Origin of the sequence: Nonomuraea sp. NPDC059194 (genome assembly GCF_042754765.1) — a bacterium.
Taxonomy (GTDB): Bacteria; Actinomycetota; Actinomycetes; order Streptosporangiales; family Streptosporangiaceae; genus Nonomuraea.
In genome coordinates, this window is record NZ_JBHZBH010000034.1 from 64,835 (window position 1) to 80,591 (window position 15,757).

The 15,757-nt window shown below is 70.8% G+C and carries 12 protein-coding genes and 1 pseudogene; 10 read left to right on the top strand and 3 right to left on the bottom strand.

Translation table 11 applies throughout. The features are described 5' to 3' along the window. The first annotated feature begins 45 nt into the window (after positions 1-45). Genes ACFXJ8_RS32750 through nuoH form a run of 3 tightly spaced genes read left to right on the top strand, consistent with a single transcriptional unit; the run spans position 46 to position 2,139 of the window. Positions 46-555, top strand: coding sequence for an NADH-quinone oxidoreductase subunit B (locus tag ACFXJ8_RS32750; protein WP_379647894.1), 510 nt, complete (start codon positions 46-48; stop codon positions 553-555). Next, entirely contained in the window at positions 552-1,193 is a 642-nt protein-coding gene (locus ACFXJ8_RS32755; protein ID WP_379647859.1) for an NADH-quinone oxidoreductase subunit C, read from the top strand. Before ACFXJ8_RS32750 ends, ACFXJ8_RS32755 begins: the two co-directional genes overlap by 4 nt. Next, positions 1,186-2,139, top strand: coding sequence for an NADH-quinone oxidoreductase subunit NuoH (nuoH, locus tag ACFXJ8_RS32760; RefSeq protein ID WP_379647860.1), 954 nt, complete (start codon positions 1,186-1,188; stop codon positions 2,137-2,139). The genes ACFXJ8_RS32755 and nuoH overlap by 8 nt, the downstream gene beginning before the upstream one ends. 329 nt (positions 2,140-2,468) lie before the next feature. Here the strand turns inward: nuoH and ACFXJ8_RS32765 are convergent, their stop codons facing one another. Continuing rightward, positions 2,469-3,902: a serine/threonine-protein kinase gene (locus ACFXJ8_RS32765; RefSeq protein ID WP_379647861.1), complete on the bottom strand. Its 1,434-nt coding sequence runs from the start codon at positions 3,900-3,902 to the stop codon at positions 2,469-2,471. Positions 3,903-4,111: 209 nt separating this feature from the next. Here ACFXJ8_RS32765 and ACFXJ8_RS32770 point away from each other — a divergent pair, with 209 nt between their 5' ends. The 7 genes and pseudogenes from ACFXJ8_RS32770 to htpX all read left to right on the top strand — a co-directional run bounded on the left by ACFXJ8_RS32770 (position 4,112) and on the right by htpX (position 13,700). Continuing rightward, positions 4,112-5,569: a 4Fe-4S binding protein gene (locus ACFXJ8_RS32770; RefSeq protein ID WP_379647862.1), complete on the top strand. Its 1,458-nt coding sequence runs from the start codon at positions 4,112-4,114 to the stop codon at positions 5,567-5,569. Continuing rightward, on the top strand, positions 5,569-6,138 hold the full coding sequence (locus ACFXJ8_RS32775) for an NADH-quinone oxidoreductase subunit J (protein ID WP_379647863.1): 570 nt from the start codon (positions 5,569-5,571) through the stop codon (positions 6,136-6,138). Before ACFXJ8_RS32770 ends, ACFXJ8_RS32775 begins: the two co-directional genes overlap by 1 nt. After that, positions 6,138-6,422: pseudogene (gene nuoK / locus ACFXJ8_RS32780) on the top strand (NADH-quinone oxidoreductase subunit NuoK); the annotation flags it as partial. The gene ACFXJ8_RS32775 and the pseudogene nuoK, both read left to right, overlap by 1 nt. A gap of 191 nt (positions 6,423-6,613) precedes the next feature. Next, positions 6,614-8,602 (top strand): NADH-quinone oxidoreductase subunit L, encoded by a 1,989-nt coding sequence (locus tag ACFXJ8_RS32785; protein WP_379647864.1) that lies wholly within the window; start codon positions 6,614-6,616, stop codon positions 8,600-8,602. Beyond that, on the top strand, positions 8,599-10,137 hold the full coding sequence (locus tag ACFXJ8_RS32790; RefSeq protein ID WP_379647865.1) for a NuoM family protein: 1,539 nt from the start codon (positions 8,599-8,601) through the stop codon (positions 10,135-10,137). The genes ACFXJ8_RS32785 and ACFXJ8_RS32790 overlap by 4 nt, the downstream gene beginning before the upstream one ends. 622 nt (positions 10,138-10,759) lie before the next feature. Continuing rightward, positions 10,760-12,754, top strand: coding sequence for a proton-conducting transporter membrane subunit (locus ACFXJ8_RS32795; RefSeq protein ID WP_379647866.1), 1,995 nt, complete (start codon positions 10,760-10,762; stop codon positions 12,752-12,754). A gap of 94 nt (positions 12,755-12,848) precedes the next feature. Beyond that, on the top strand, positions 12,849-13,700 hold the full coding sequence (gene htpX, locus ACFXJ8_RS32800) for a zinc metalloprotease HtpX (protein WP_379647867.1): 852 nt from the start codon (positions 12,849-12,851) through the stop codon (positions 13,698-13,700). 491 nt (positions 13,701-14,191) lie between these two features. Here htpX and ACFXJ8_RS32805 read toward each other — a convergent pair whose 3' ends face one another. Together ACFXJ8_RS32805 and ACFXJ8_RS32810 are read right to left on the bottom strand one after the other, a co-directional pair. Further along, positions 14,192-15,265: a hypothetical protein gene (locus ACFXJ8_RS32805; protein ID WP_379647868.1), complete on the bottom strand. Its 1,074-nt coding sequence runs from the start codon at positions 15,263-15,265 to the stop codon at positions 14,192-14,194. Further along, positions 15,265-15,750 (bottom strand): SigE family RNA polymerase sigma factor, encoded by a 486-nt coding sequence (locus ACFXJ8_RS32810; protein WP_379647869.1) that lies wholly within the window; start codon positions 15,748-15,750, stop codon positions 15,265-15,267. Before ACFXJ8_RS32810 ends, ACFXJ8_RS32805 begins: the two co-directional genes overlap by 1 nt. Positions 15,751-15,757 lie beyond the last annotated feature (7 nt).

The window sequence follows — 15,757 nt, forward strand, 5'->3', positions numbered from 1 at the left end:
CTCGGGCCGCCGGCGTTGGACAATGGCGTCATGGCCGATCTTCCGATGCCGACTGTGGGGCCGGTCTCCCGGCTGGCGCCGAAGCCGATGCGCTTCGTGCTCAACTGGGGGCGGCGCTACTCCCTGTGGGTCTTCAACTTCGGGCTGGCGTGCTGCGCCATCGAGTTCATCGCCACCTCGATGAGCAGGCACGACTTCATCCGCTTCGGCGTGATCCCGTTCGCGAACGGCCCCAGGCAGGCGGACCTGATGATCGTCTCGGGCACCGTCACCGACAAGATGGCCCCCGCCGTCAAGCGCCTGTACGAGCAGATGCCCGACCCCAAGTACGTCATCTCCTTCGGCGCGTGCTCCAACTCCGGCGGCCCCTACTGGGACTCCTACTGCGTCACCAAGGGCGTCGACCAGATCATCCCCGTCGACGTCTACGTCCCCGGCTGCCCGCCCAGGCCCGAGGCGCTCCTGCACGGCATCATGAAGCTCCAGGAGCAGATCGCCGGGGAACGGCTGAGCGACCGCTACATCTGGTCGCGCTCCCACGGGGAGGACGCGTGACGACCGGCCTGGAGGCGCACTTCGGGGACAGGGCGCAGGTCAGCGAGTCATGGGGTGAGCGCACCGTCGAGGTCGCCGCGGCCGACTGGATCGAGCTGCTGACCTTCTGCAGAGACGCGGGCTACGTGTTCTTCGACTGGCTGACCGGCGTGGACGAGCCTCCTGACGGGTTCGGGATCGTCGCGCACGTCTACAACCCGGCCACGCGTGATCGGCTATTGCTGCGGACGACGGTCTCCCGCGCCGACCCGCGCTTGCCGTCCGCCGTCGGGGTGTACCGGGGCGCGAACTGGCACGAACGGGAGACGTTCGAGATGTTCGGCGTGGTCTTCGACGACCACCCCCATCTGGTGCCGCTGCTGCTGCCGGACGGCTTCGAGGGACACCCGCTGCGCAAGGACTTCGTGCTGGCGGCGCGGGTGGCCAAACCGTGGCCTGGCGCGAAAGAGCCCGGCGAGTCGGGGCACGGCGCGCCGAGCCGCCGCAAGACGCTCCCGCCCGGCGTCCCCGCCGACTGGGGAAACACCCCCGCCGCCCCGCCCACACCCGACCCGTCGGCCGCCGCGCCGCCCGTCGCGAATCCCCCGGAGTCGTCGTCCGCCGTCCCCCCCGCGCCTGTGGAGGAGCCCGATGGGTGAAGTCCTCGACATCGTCCTGCGCTTCGTCGTCATCCTGCTCGTCTTCCTCCTCCTGCCGCTGATCGTCGGCCAGACCGAGCACAAGGTCATGGCCCACATGCAGTCCCGCCTCGGCCCCATGTACGCCGGAGGCTTCCACGGCTGGGCGCAGCTCATCGCCGACGGCGTGAAGTTCGCCCAGAAGGAGGACGTGATCCCGGCCGCCGCCGACCGGCGCGTCTTCCAGCTCGCGCCGGGCGTCGCGCTGGTGCCGTACCTGCTCGTGCTGATCGTCATCCCCATCGGTCCCGGGCTCGTCGGCGTCGACCTCGACCTCGGCCTGTTCTACGTGCTCGCGGTCATGGGCATCGGCGTGCTCGGCGCGATCATGGCGGGGTGGGCCTCGGCCAACAAGTACTCGGTGCTCGGCGGGATGCGCGCGGCCGCCCAGCTCATGTCCTACGAGCTGCCGCTGGTGCTGGCGGCCTCGTCGGTGGCGATGGCGGCCGGCACCCTGTCCCTTCCCGGCATCGTCGAGGCCTGGCAGTGGTGGTGGCTGCCCTGGCAGGCGATCGGCGGGGTGGTCTTCTTCCTGGCCGGGCTCGCCGAGCTGCGCCGCCCGCCGTTCGACATGCCGATCGCCGAGTCCGAGATCATCATGGGCCCGATGACCGAGTACACGGGCATGCGGTTCGCGCTGTTCATGCTGTCGGAGTACGTCGGCATCGTGGTGCTGGCGTTCCTCACGACCGTGCTGTTCCTGGGCGGCTGGCACGGGCCGCTGCTCCCGGGTGTGGTCTGGACGTTCGTCAAGGTGTTCGCGCTGGCGTTCGTGGTGATCTGGCTGCGGGTCAGCTTCCCCCGGCTGCGGGAGGACCAGCTGCAACGGCTCGCCTGGGTGGGGCTGGTGCCGCTGGCCCTGGTGCAGCTGGCCATCACCGGCGTGGTGAAGGTCCTGGCCGGGTGACCGCCTGACCGTCGGGGACCCTGATGGGTCGCCTCGCCGGGTACGGCACGAGATCGAGGGGCAGCGACCACGAGGTACGGGTGGCGGCGGCGCGCAGGGAAGCGGAGTTGAGAGCGCGCATGAATCGGCTGGCGGAGCAGGCTGGGCAGATCGGGCTGGCTGGGCAACGGCCAACGTGAGCATGGACCAGTCGGCCGGGCAGGCGAGGCAGGCGAGGCAGGCCGGGCTCGCCGGGTGGCCGGGCTCGCTGGGCGGCCGGGCTGGCCGGGCGGCCGGGCTCGCCGGGTGGCCGGGCTCGCTGGGCGGCCGGGCTCGCCGGGCGGCTGGGCTCAGTGGACGATGGCCAGCATGACCTCGGCGGCGGATGGGCGGTCGTCGGGAGACTTGGCCAGCGCGGTGCCCACGATGCCGCGTAACGACGGCGGCAGCGGCGACAGGTCGGGATGCAGGTTGAGCACCCTGTTGAAGACGGCGGGCACCGTGTCCTCGCCGAACGCGGGACGCCCCGTCGCCGCGAAGGTCATCGTCACCGCCCAGCTGAAGACGTCGGACGGCGGGCCGACGGTTAAGCCGGACAGCTGCTCGGGCGACATGTAGGGCGGAGTGCCTGACACCTTGCCGGACATCGTCGAGTGGTCGAGCGAGCGCGCGATCCCGAAGTCGATCACGCGCGGCCCGTCGGAGCCGATCAGGACGTTGCTGGGCTTGAAGTCGCGGTGGACGATGCCCGCCTTGTGGATGGCGGCCAGCGCCCCTGCCGTGGCCAGCGCGAGCCTGGTGAGGCTGTCCTCGTCGCGCGGACCCCGCTCGCGGACGAGCTGCTCGAGCGAAGGGCCCGCCACGAACTCGCTCACGATGTAAGCCTGGTCGGGGGCGATGCTGACGTCGAGCACCCTGGCTGTGGAAAACGTGGCGACCCTGCGCGCGGCGTCGACCTCGCGGGCGAACCTGGTGCGCGCGACCTCGTTGCCCAGATCGTGGAGCACCTTGACGGCCACCTGGGCGCCGTTGGGCGCAGCGGCCAGATAGACCGCGCCCTGCCCGCCGCGGCCGAGGAGACGCAGCACGCGGTAGTGGCCGATCCATTCGGGCTCTCCCACGCGGCGCGCCCCGCCCGAGGGATGGGTGGTGCGGTAGTGCACCCGAGGCCCCGGGGTTACCGACCCCTGGGTATCCCGGTCATTCACCCGTGACTGCGGGGTCACCGGCCCATGTGTGCGGTCCTGCCCCCGCATGGGCGGTACCGGCCCGTGGGTGGTGCCGTCGTGCGCCCGCTTGGCCGGTGGCATCGGCCCAGAGGGGGTGTGATCCTGCCTCCGCATGGGAGGTACCGGGCCGTGGGTGGTGCCGTCGTGCGCCCGCTTGGCCGGCGACATCGGCCCATGGGGGGTGTGGTCGTGCCCCAGCATGGGCGGCGACTGGGTCACCGGCCTGGGCCGGCCCCTGACCAGCATGGGGACGAGGATGCCGCTGTGGATGACGCCGCCCAGCCAGCTCGCGACCAACCCCGCCCCGACCAGGCCGAACAGCCAGTCGGGAGCCAGGTTGATGTCTTCGTAGCTGACGGCCACGATGACGAACGCGCTCACGCACGCGCCGTACAGGGCGGCGGAGATGACGAGCCACTTGCTCTGCAGCCGGAACGCGGCGAACCCGATGGTGAACGGGGTCGCCAGGCCGCACGTGAGCAAGGGAACCACGGCCCAGGCGACGGCGGCAGTCCAGGCTCCGGCGCCGGGTCGGTGGGGGTGGCGGTGCGGCATGGGCGAGAGAGTATCCGGTTGTGGCGGCGGAAGCAGGCTGTGGACGGCGCCTGTGGATAACCTCGACGTATCCTGTGGATGACTGTGGAAAACCTGGGGACAAAGGACTGGTGCATTCACCTGCGACGCATAGTGCGTCATGATGTTGAACCATGGCACGGATACCTGGAGTAGGGCTGGTGAAGGGGCTTTCGGTCACCCTTCGCCACATGCTGCGCCGGTCCGTGACGCAGCAGTACCCCGAGGTGCATCCCGACCTTCCCGCCCGTAGCCGCGGCGTCATCGCGCTCGTGGAGGAGAACTGCACCTCCTGCATGCTGTGCGCCCGCGAGTGCCCCGACTGGTGCATCTATATCGACTCGCACAAGGAGACCCTGCCCGCGCCCGAGGGCGGCAGGGCCAGGCAGCGCAACGTGCTCGACAGGTTCGCGATCGACTTCGCACTGTGCATGTACTGCGGGATCTGCATCGAGGTGTGCCCGTTCGACGCGCTGTTCTGGGCGCCGGAGTTCGAGTACGCCGAGGGCGACATCAGGAACCTGCTGCACGAGAAGGACCGGTTGGGCGGCTGGGTGGAGTCCGTGCCGCCGCCTCCCGCGCACGAGGTGGGAGCCGAGCCGCCGAAGGAGCTCGCGGCCGAGGTCCGGCCTGCCCGTACGGCTGCCGGCCGTACCGGAGAAAGGGCCGCACCGCCTGGCCGCGCAGAGAGGGCCGCAGGCGGAACCGCTGCCCCCGGCCGCGCGGACAGGGGCGCGAGCGGAACGGCCGCGCCCGGTCGCACTGAGAGGGGTGCGAGCGGTGCCGCCGCGCCACCCCAGACGACAACACGGGTGTCAGAGGGCGCGGAAGACCAGGCTGGCGCGATGACTCCGGCGGCTACCGGCGGGGAGAGCACGCCTGGGGACGCCGCCCAGGAGAGGCCGGGGACAACCAGGGAGGGCGCGCCGGGGGAGGCAGCCGCCGGAGCGAGCACGTCTGGAGAGACCCAGGAGGCCACGCGTGGAGACGCCGCCACCCGGGAGAGCGCGCCTGGGGAAACCCGGAAGAGGACGCCTGAGGACTCCGCGGCTCGGGAGAGCGCGCCTGGGGAAAGTCGGGAAAGGACGCCTGGGGGAGCGCCCACTCGCGACGAAGAGAAGGGTCAGGAGGACAGGCCCGCACGGGAGAGCGCGCCCGGCCCCGGCCGTACCGAGGAGAAGCGGGAACGCCAGCCGCGCGCCCGCACTCCGCGGATGGGCAACGTGCGCGGCATCCGCCCGCCAGGGGCACTGCCCACACCCCCGGCGACCCCGCGACCAGGGTCATCCACAGGCAGCCCGCCGGACCGCGAGCCGTCCACAGGCCGCGCACCAGACCGCGAGCCGCCGACAGGTAGGCCACCAGATCAAGATCAGTCCGCAGGCGGGCCGCCGGACCGTGAGGCGTCCGCAGATGGGCCGGGAGACCGAGAGTCGCCCACGGGCCGGGCGCCGGACCAGAAGTTGTCCACAGGCCGGCCGTCGGGCGAAGAGTTTTCCACAGGTTCGGGCGCGTCGTCATCGCCGCCCGAACCGGAGGAGCAGACTTCTGCCACCGAGCCGCGCAGGCGACGGATGGCCGACCCGCGTTCCATCCGTCCGCCGGGCGGGCTGAAGCGTCACCAGACACCGGAGCCCGAGGAGGACTAGTGACCGCGGCGGTGCCTTCCTACCTGTCCCCCACAGGGCAAGAAATCGTCTTCCTGCTCCTGGGCGCGGTGGCGGTCGGCTCGGCACTGCTCGTCGTGACCACCAAACAACTCGTTCACGCGGCCCTCTGGCTCGTGGTCTCCTTCGGCGCGCTCGCCGGTTGCTATCTGGTGCTGACCGCCGAGTTCGTCGCGTGGGTCCAGGTGCTCATCTACGTCGGCGCGGTCGTGGTGCTGCTGCTGTTCGGCATCATGCTCACCCGGGCGCCCATCGGCAGGTCCGCCGACCTCGACAGCGGCAACAGGCTCGTCGCCGCCGTGGTCGCGCTGGCGACGGCGGGCGTGCTGGTCGCGGTGGTCATCGACGGCTTCCGCACCGCCTACACCCCGCTCCAGCCCGGCGGGGGAGCGGCGGGGGAGCTCGGCGCCAGCATCTTCCGCACCTGGGTGCTGCCGTTCGAGGCGCTCTCGGTCCTGCTGCTCGCCGCGTTGATCGGGGCCATCGTGCTGTCGCGCACCGACATCACGTCAGACGACTCGCCCCCGACCGTTGAGAGCAGGGGGAAGTAGTGCACATCGTCTACCCGGCCGTCGTCTCCGCGCTGCTCTTCTCCATCGGTGTGTACGGCGTGCTCGCCCGGCGCAACACCATCCTGGTGCTGATGTCGGTCGAGCTGATGCTCAACGCGGTCAACCTCAACCTGGTCGCCTTCGACGTCTGGCTCCGCGACAGGCTCCACGGCGGGCAGGTGCTCACGCTGTTCGTCATCGTGATCGCCGCCGCCGAGCTCGGGGTGGGGCTGGCCATCGTCCTGGCCGTCTACCGCAACCGCAGAACGGTCGACATCGACAGGCTCCGCGATCTGTCCGAAGAGGAATACGTCACGGAGCCCGATCCCCAGGAGCTCGCCGAGCGCGGGCCCGACGCGTCAGGCGCATCGGCTGGGGCGCCGCCACCCACGGAGACCGGGGCACCGCCGCCCACAGAGAACGGTACGGCCGCAGCGGCCAGGGCGACAGAGCGTGCGAGCCGAAGGGGCGCCCAGTGAGCCGTACCTACGTCGACGCCTTCCCCGCACTCGTCATCCTCCTGCCGTTCCTGGCAGCGGCGGCAGGCCTGCTGCTGTCACGCTGGCCCAGGTCGCGCGTCCCCTACTCAGTGATGGGCCGAGCCGTTCTGCCCCACGGCGCTGCCGTAGACCCAGCACTGGAGAGCGCCGACCCCAAGGCCAACCGCAGAGCCGCCTGGTTCGCGGTGCTTCCCGCCACCGTTTCGGCCGTCCTCGCCTGCTGGCTGGCAGCAAGCCAGGGATTCGCCTTCTTCCAGCGCCTGGCCGAAGAGGCTCCGCAGGCCCGGACCGCCGTGGCCGGCGCCTCCTACGGCACGATCGAGACCGGCGGCGTCCCCATTACGCTGATCCTCCAGGCGGACCAGCTCTCCGCGATCGTCGCCGTCCTGGTCACGATCGTCGCGCTCGCCGTCCAGGTCTACTCGGTCGGCTACCTGAAGGACGACCCCCGCTACCCGTCCTACAGCGCGTTCATCAGCCTGTTCACCAGCGCGATGCTGCTGGTCGTCTACGCGGGCGACCTGCTGCTCCTCTACGTCGGCTGGGAGATCATGGGGCTCTGCTCCTATCTGCTGATCGGCCACTGGTGGGAGGATCGCGCCAACTCCAGGGCGGCGGTCAAGGCCTTCCTGGTCACCAGGCTCGGTGACGTGGGCTTCCTGTTCGGCATCTTCGTGCTCGGCCTGTCGGCCGGCAGTTTCACGATCGACGACGTGATCGCGAAAGTGCCCGAGCTGCCCACCGCGACCGTCGTCACCGCGACGATGCTGCTGCTGGCAGGCGTCGCGGGCAAGAGCGCGCAGGTGCCGCTGCACACCTGGCTGCCCGACGCGATGGCGGGCCCGACGCCGATCAGTGCGCTCATCCACGCCGCCACGATGGTCGCGGCCGGGATCTTCCTGGTCGCCAGGCTCTTCCCTGTGTTCCTGGCCGCTCCGCCCACCCTCGACGTCCTGGCCGTGCTCGCCGCGCTCGGCATGCTCGGGGCGGCGCTGGCCGCCCTTGCCCAGGACGACCTCAAACGCGTGCTCGCCTACTCCACCGTCAGCCAGCTCGCCTATATGGCCGGCGCGCTCGCGGCGGGTTCCGACACGGCGGCGATCTTCCACCTGCTCACGCACGGGGCGTTCAAGGCGCTGCTGTTCCTGTGCGCGGGCGCGGTGATCCACCATGTCGGCTCCAACCTGATGAGCCAGATGGGCGGGCTACGCCGCGGGCTGCCCGTCACGTTCGTGACCATGACGATCGGCCTCGCCGCGCTCATGGGCCTGCCGCCCGCCAGCGGCTTCTTCAGCAAGGACGGCGTGCTGGCCGCCATCGAGCAGGCGCTCGGCGCGGGCACGCTGACCGACGCCGCGGGCCTGCTCCTCTACACCTGCGCGCTCGCCACGGTCGCCGTGACCGGCGCCTACGCCACCCGTGCCTGGTTGCGCACCTTCTTCGGGCCGGAGCGGCCTGTCGCGCTGCCCGAACCTCAGCCGGGCACCGCCCACATCGTCGACTCGCGCGAGGCGCCGCCGTCCATGCTCGGCCCGATCGTGGTGCTCGCCGTACCCGCGCTGGGGCTCGGCGTCTTCGGCCTCGGCCACATCAGCTGGGGCGTCGCCGCGATCAGCGTCGCGCTCGCGCTGCTGGGCGCCGCGATCGTCTACGCGGTGTGGCGCGGTGACCCGCTCGCGGATCCCGCCAGGGTGCTCGGCCCGCTCAGGGTGCCGAGCGAGCGGGCGTTCTACGTGGACACCGTCTACAGCGCACTGTTCGTCCGGCCGGTGCTGGCGCTGGCCAGGGTGGTCGTGCGAGCCGACGACAGAGTCGTCGACGGCGCGGTGCGCGGCTCGGGCCGTACCACACAAGGGGCCTCCGGCCTGCTCCGCCTGGCGCAGAACGGCAACGTGCAGCTCTACGTCAGCGGAGTCCTCGCGGGTGTCCTGCTGATCGCGGTAGGGGCGGTGGTGCTCGGATGACCTGGTTGTCTCTCGCGCTGCTCGTGGTGCCACTCCTCGGCGCCTGCGCGCTGCTCGCACCCGCCACGACGAGCCACCTCAGACCCATCGGCCTGTCCGTCTCGGGGCTCACGCTCGCGCTCGCGGTGGTGCTCGCCGCGACCTTCGAGTACGGCCAGGCCGCGCGGCCCCAGTTCGTCGTCGACCAGCCGTGGATTCCCGGCCTCGGCCTGCGCTTCCACCTGGGTGTCGACGGCATCTCCCTGCCGTTGGTCGTGCTGACGGCGCTGCTGACGTTCCTGTGTTTCGTCTACCTCTGCTGGAGCCCGGGCCATCTGCCCGCCCGCCCCCGGGCCATGTTGTTCACGCTGTTCGTGCTCGAAGTCGGCATGATCGGCACATTCCTCGCGCTCGACCTGCTGCTGTTCTTCGTGTTCTTCGAGGTCGTGCTCATCCCGATGTATTTCCTGATCGCCATCTGGGGCGGTCAGGGCCGCCGCGCCGCCGCGATCAAGTTCATCCTCTACACCCTGCTCGGCTCCGTCGTACTGCTGCTCGGCCTGCTGCTGATCTGGGCGCAGACCGGCACCCTCGACATCGTGACCCTGACCCGGGCCCGCGGCGCGGGCCTGTCGCGTTCGGTGCAGATCCTCGCCTTCGTCGCGATCGGCATCGGCCTCGCGGTCAAGACCCCGATGTGGCCGCTGCACACCTGGCTGCCCGACGCCCACACCGAGGCCCCCACGGTCGGCTCGGTGCTGCTCGCGGGCGTCCTGCTCAAGATGGGCACGTACGGCTTCGCCAGGATCGCCATCCCGATCCTGCCCGAAGGCGCCGCCGCGATCGCCCCCTGGCTGGGCGCGTTCGCCGTGGTCGGCATCGTCTACGGCGCGCTGGCCTGCCTCGCCCAGAGCGACCTCAAACGGATGATCGCCTACTCCTCCATCGGCCACATGGGCTTCGTCCTGCTCGGCTTCGCGACGCTGACCACTGTCGGCGTCAACGGCGCCCTGTTCGCGAACGTCGCCCACGGCCTGATCACCGGCCTGCTGTTCTTCCTGGCTGGCGCCATCAAGGAGAGGTACGGCACCGCCGACATGCCCACCCTCGGCGGCGGCATGCTCGCCCGCTATCCCCACCTCGGCTCGCTGCTCACGTTCGCGTCCATCGCCTCGCTCGGACTGCCGGGCCTGGCCGGGTTCTGGGGCGAGATGCTGGCGCTGCTCGGAGCCTTCCAGCCCGCGCCGGGGCTGTCGAGGCCGCTCTTCCTGGCGTTCATGGCGATCGGCGGGCTCGGCGCGGTGCTGACCGCCGCCTACTTCCTCACCATGCTGTCCAGGATCACGCACGGCGTGCCGGTGGCGGTGGCGAACACACGCGGCGATCGCGACACGGCTGTCGCCACCCTCGACCGGGGTTTGCTCGACGTGCGGGGATACGAGCTCGTGGCGTGGGTGCCGCTCGTCGTGCTGACCCTCGTGTTCGGGCTCTGGCCCAAGGCGCTGTTGGCGCTGACCACGCCTGCCGTACAGACGCTCCTGGGGGGCACGCCATGACCGCCCTGTCTCCTCCGGCCAGCCCTTCCCGCGTATTCGCGCCCGGCACGTCACGTATCCACGCGAGCTTTCCTGGGGTGCCTAGGCGCAGCCGTGAAGCGTCGCCCGTTCGCGTGTTCGTGCCCGGCACGCCCCGTATCCGCGGGAGCTTCCCTGGAGTGCCCCCGGGCAGGTCGCCTGTCCGCCTGTTCGCTCCGGGCACGCCACGTATCCGCGGGAGTTTCCCTGGTGTACCCCCGGGCAGCGCGCCTGTCCGCCTGTTCGCTCCCGGAACGCCACGGGTCTGCGTGAGCTCTCCCGGAGTTCCTCCCGTCAGCCGGACCGCGCAGGGAGGCGCGGGGGTTACGGCTGCCCCTGGGACATCGCCGGTCCGGCGGGCCGTGCCCGGAGAGGCTGCGGCCTGGGCCCGGAAGGCTTCGCCGAGGGTCTCGGCCCGGCGGGCCTTGCCTGGAGGGGCCGCAGGCAAGGCCCGGCAGGCTTCCGCAGAAGGGTCCACGGTCTGGCGGATGACACCAGGGCGGGTTGCGCTCGGGGCCCGGCAGACCTTGTCTGAGGGATCTTGCGGCCGGAGGACGAAGGCAACGGCCCTTCGTTCAGCTCGCCGGGCGAAGGCCGGGGTGTCATGACGCAGACGATCGACTACTTCGCCATCGCGCCACCGGTGGTCCTGGCGCTGGTCGCGGGGCTGGTGCTGCTGCTCGACGTCTTCCTGCCGCGTTCCGCGTCGGTGCGGACCGCGCTCGGCCTCGTGTCGCTCGCCGGTCTCGCCGTCGCGTTCGGGTTCGTCGTCGCCCAGGCCGTCGCAGGCCGCACCATGCGGACGTTCTGCGTCCCAGCAGACCTGGCAGGTCAAGGCCCTCCGCTCTGCTCGTTCGTGGTCGACAGGTTCACGCTCGTCCTCGCGGGGCTCGCGATCCTGGCGGGCGCGGTGGTGGTGCTCCTGTCGATGACCGAGCTGGCGGGCGGCGGCATCCCGGTGGGCGAATGGCACTTCCTGCTGCTCTGCACACTCGTCGGGGCCACCACCCTGCCGGCCTCACGCGATCTGATCATGCTCGTTGTCGCCCTCGAACTGGTCTCGCTGCCGGTGTTCGCGCTGACGGCGCTCAAACGCTACGACGGCAGGGCCTCCGAGGCGGCCGTCAAGCTCTTCCTCGTCTCCGTCGTCTCCACTGCGATCATGCTGTTCGGTGTCTCCCTGCTGTACGGCATGAGCGGCACCGTCTACCTCTCGCGCCTGGGCGAGGCCCTGGGCGGTTCGGCAACGGTTGGCGGCGCGTCGCGCCTGGGCGAGGCCTTGGGCGGGTCGGCAGCGGTGTCGGGCCAGGGGCCTGTCGCCGATGCCTACACCTCCGTGCTGCCGGTCGCCACGGACCTGCCCATGGTGGTGACCGTCGGCGTCGTGCTCGTGGTGGCCGGATTCGCCTTCAAGATCGCGGCAGTGCCGTTCCACTCCTGGGCCGGCGACGTCTACCAGGGCGCGCCGATTCCCGTGGCCGCGCTGCTCTCGGTCGTCTCCAAGGCGGCGGGCTTCGCCGGGTTGATCCTCGTCCTGCTGAGCGCGCTGCCCGCGCAGGCGCAAACCTGGGCGCCGATCATCGCCATCGTCTCGGCGCTCACGATGACAGTGGGCAACCTGCTGGCGATGCGGCAGCGCTCCGCCGTACGGCTGCTGGCCTGGTCGTCCGTCGCGCAGTCCGGCTACATCCTCGCTCCGCTCGCCGTGTTCACCGAGGCGGGGCAGCGCGGGCAGGCCGCCGGAGCATCGGTCGCCTACCTCGTGTTCTACGCGGCCATGAACCTCGGCGCGTTCGCCGTCGTCATGCTCGTGTCCAGGACCAGCCGCGGCAACGAGCTCGACGACTACCGCGGGATGGTATTCAGACGTCCGGTCGCGGCGCTCGCGCTGGCGTTCAGCCTGATCTGCCTGGCGGGCCTCCCTCCTGGTCTGGCGGGCCTGTTCGCCAAGGTCGTCGTCTTCCGCGAGATCGTCAACGGCGGCCTCGGCTGGCTCGCCGTCGTCATGGCGATCAACACCGTCATCGGCCTCTACTACTACGTCGTATGGACCTCCCGACTCTTCGCCCCCACCCCCGACCAGGCAGCCCCCGCCCCCGGCTTGGCCGAGCATCCAGCCCCCGCCCTGGGACCCACCTCCGCCGAGCCAGCAGGTGCCGCCCCCGCCGCCCCTGAGCGGGCGGGCGCCACTCCCGCCTCCGCCTCTGCCCCCGTCGAGTGGGCAGGCCCCGCCCCTGGGCACGTCTCCCCTGAGCGGGCGGGTGCCGTTCCCGGCTCCGTACCGGCCGCAGAACGGGCAGGTGCCGTCCCTGACTCCGCCGAGCGGGCAGGGGCCGCCACCGGCGCCATCGCCGTCTCCGCTGAGCGAGCAGGCCACGCCGTTGGGCCCGCCTCCGGTGAGCCGGTAGGTGCCGCCGGGGCCGTCCCCGGCTCAGTCGAGCGGGCTCGCACCATCGTCACCTCCGCTGGGGGGGCAGACGCGCACCAGCCTGGTGGTGGCCGATGGACGGCTGTGTGGGTGGCCATCGGCGTCACCTTCGCCGTGGCGTTGGTCTTCTCCGTCGCGCCCCAGTTGGTCTTCGCTATAGCAGCGCTGTAATCCCTCCATTCCCACAGGTCACCATCGCCGGGAACGCTGGGCGAGGGCATCGACGTTGATACAGGTAAGCCCGCACCACGGAAGGGGGGAACCCTTGCATCACAACGGTCTGCGTACGGCGCTCCTGCTGGGGCTGCTCTCCGCGGTGATCATCACGGTGGGGGCGTGGCTGGGCGGGGGCACAGGCGTACAGCTCGCGGTCGTGCTCGCCCTGGCCGGCAACACCGTCGCCTACTTCTTCTCCGACCGGATCGCGCTGTCCGCCATGCGGGCGAGACCGGTGAGCGAGGTCGAACAGCCCACTCTCTACCGGATCGTGCGCGAGCTCTCCACCGAGGCCAGGCAGCCGATGCCGCGGCTGTACATGTCGCCCACGGTCCAGCCCAACGCCTTCGCGACCGGACGCAACCCGCGCAACGCCGTGGTGTGCGTGACGTACGGGCTGACGCGGCTGCTCGACGAGCGGGAGCTGAGAGGCGTGGTCGGGCACGAGCTCTCACACGTCTACAACAGGGACATTCTGATCTCGTCCGTCGCTGGAGCGCTGGCGACGATGATCACCTGGCTGAGCTACGTGGCCGTGTTCTTCGGTGGCTCGGACGACGACGAGGGGCCAGGGTTCCTTGGCGCGGTGCTCCTGATGCTGCTCGGGCCGGTGGCGGCGGGCATGGTGCACATGGCGATCTCGCGGTCGCGTGAGTTCCAGGCCGACGAGTCGGGGGCGCGGCTGACGGGCGAACCGCTGGCGCTGGCGTCGGCCCTGCGGAAAATCGAGATGGGGGCCCGGCGGTTGCCGTTGCCGGAGAACAGCCGGTTGGCATCGGCGTCCCACATGATGATCGCCAACCCGTTCAGTGGGAGCGGGCTGGGCCGGATGTTCTCCACCCACCCGTCCACGGCGGAACGGGTCGCCCGGCTGGAGCGCATGGCGGGTTACCGGCGTTGAGCCTCGTTCGGTTGGAGCGCGTGGCGGGTGCCGGTGTGGAGTGCCGCTTGGTCGGGATCCGTGTGGCGGGATACTGGCGTTGAGCCGCGCTCGGTTGGAGCGCGTGGCGGGTGCCAGCTTTGAGCCTCGCTCGGTTGGAGCGCATGGTGGCTACCGATGCTGGGCCCCGCCCGGCCGGGTGGGTGAGGTGCGGGGTCGTCTCGGCCGTCGGGTGTGCGGGTCTCGTGAAGCGGAGCCGGTGTGTCGCCTCCGCTTCACCCACCCGTCTACGGCGGAACGGGTGGCCCCGCTGGAGCCCAAAGCGTCCTATTGGCGTTGAGCCTGACGCCGCCGATCCCACCGGCAGCCGGTGATGAAGCCAGGCCCTGGGGTTCATCAGGCGCACAGGCCGCCGATGTGGAGGTCGACACGCGTCGGCGTGCCATAGGCCCGATCCTGTTCACAGCGTGCAGCCGGGATGCGAGCGCGGCGCCCAGGCGGCGTCGGCCGGTCTACCAGACCAGCCCCGGAATGAGGTTCCTCTGCGCCGGGGCCGCCTCGAACACCGCCCTGGCCTGTCCGGTGTGGACGTTCACCGCGTAGACCACGCCGGCAGGCCCCTTCCATGCGGACTCGGGGGCCGCGAAAAGGGTGATCTCCTCCTTGTTCCGCCAGCCGCCCAGCCGTACGACATGCAGGGTGTCGGGAATTCCGGACAGCGGCACCTTGGCCTGGTCGACGCCGCTGATCACATCGGTGAGCACGATCGTTCCGTCTTCCTGGATCTGGGGTTCGCGGTCCGGGTCGTGGGTCTGGCCGAGCCGGGCGATGGTGCGGCCGTCGGGTCCGAGCGCGCTGAAGTAGTGCGTGAAGTCGGGCAGCGTGATCGGATCACGTCCGAGGAGCCGCAGCCTCGTGACGTCGTCGAACGGCCTGATCAGCACCGCCTCGCCGGAGTCGCTGACGCTCACGGGGAACCACGCCTTGTTGAGGTCCTTCACCGTCCCGGCATCGAGGTCGACGAGCACGTGGCGCGGTTGGGAGGTTCCCCAGCCTGCGACGATCATCCGCTTCCCGCTGGGGGAGAGGCGGATCGCGTACTCCGTGTCGAAGACCCCGGCCGGCAGCGTGAGCGGGGCCTCCCACACCTGCCCGCTTTCCAGGTCGCGCAGCACGATGGTGCGCAGTTCGCCGTCGAAGTAGGCGATGCGCCGCCCGTCCTGGGTGATCGCCGGCACCACCTCACCCTTGACGAGCTCGCTCGCGTCGTAGACCTCGCCCTGCCAGGTGACCAGGCGCCACTCGCCGTCCTCCTGGTACGCCTGCTGGAGCGCCCCCACCCCTTGCTCCGGCAGCGGCAGTACCGAGGTCGCCGACGGGCTGGGTGGGGTGACGACGACGGCGTGTTGTTCAGGCAGACGTGTCAGTACGGCGGTGCTGCCCGTCACGACGGCCACCGCCGCGGCCACGGTCACGGCCAGCCGTACGGCACGCCGCCGCCGAGCCAGCGACATCGCCCGCGTGGCCAGATCCACCGAAGGCGCTTCGCGCGCGAGGTCGCGCAGGTCGTCTCGCAGATCGTTCATCAGTACACCTCCTGGGGGGCGAGCGCGCGCAGCTTGGACAGCGCGTAGTGGGTCTGGCTCTTGACGGTTCCGACCGAGCACCCCATGAGCTGCGCGGTCTCCTGCTCGGAGCGGTCCTCGTAGAAGCGCAGCACGATCACCGCGCGTTGCCGGGGGGTGAGCTTGGTCAGCGCCTGCCGTAACGCCAGGCGGCGCAGGGTGGCGTCGTCATGGGACTCGCCGCGGTCGGGCACGTCGAGTCCGGTGACGACGGCCAAGGCGCGGCGTCTGCGCCAGGAGAGGTGCTGGTTGATCAGCGCCTTGCGGGTGTACGCCTCGGGGTTGCCGCCTTTGCCGAGCTTGGCCCAGTGCGAGGCGACATTGCCGAGGACCGTCTGCAGGAGGTCCTCGGCCTGGTGGGCGTCGCCGGTGAGCAGGTAGGCGGTGCGCATCAGCGACTGCTGGCGCGCGTCCACGAACTCCCGGAACCCCTCATAACGGTCCATGCCTCTT

Excerpts from the sequence above, each read along its gene's own strand:
- ACFXJ8_RS32750 (WP_379647894.1), top strand. The coding sequence starts at position 46 with ATGCCGACTGTGGGGCCGGTCTCCCGGCTGGCGCCGAAGCCGATGCGC.
- nuoH (WP_379647860.1), top strand. The coding sequence starts at position 1,186 with ATGGGTGAAGTCCTCGACATCGTCCTGCGCTTCGTCGTCATCCTGCTC.
- ACFXJ8_RS32765 (WP_379647861.1), bottom strand. The coding sequence starts at position 3,902 with ATGCCGCACCGCCACCCCCACCGACCCGGCGCCGGAGCCTGGACTGCC.
- ACFXJ8_RS32770 (WP_379647862.1), top strand. The coding sequence starts at position 4,112 with ATGCTGCGCCGGTCCGTGACGCAGCAGTACCCCGAGGTGCATCCCGAC.
- ACFXJ8_RS32790 (WP_379647865.1), top strand. The coding sequence starts at position 8,599 with ATGACCTGGTTGTCTCTCGCGCTGCTCGTGGTGCCACTCCTCGGCGCC.
- ACFXJ8_RS32795 (WP_379647866.1), top strand. The coding sequence starts at position 10,760 with ATGACGCAGACGATCGACTACTTCGCCATCGCGCCACCGGTGGTCCTG.
- ACFXJ8_RS32805 (WP_379647868.1), bottom strand. The coding sequence starts at position 15,265 with ATGAACGATCTGCGAGACGACCTGCGCGACCTCGCGCGCGAAGCGCCT.
- ACFXJ8_RS32810 (WP_379647869.1), bottom strand. The coding sequence starts at position 15,750 with ATGGACCGTTATGAGGGGTTCCGGGAGTTCGTGGACGCGCGCCAGCAG.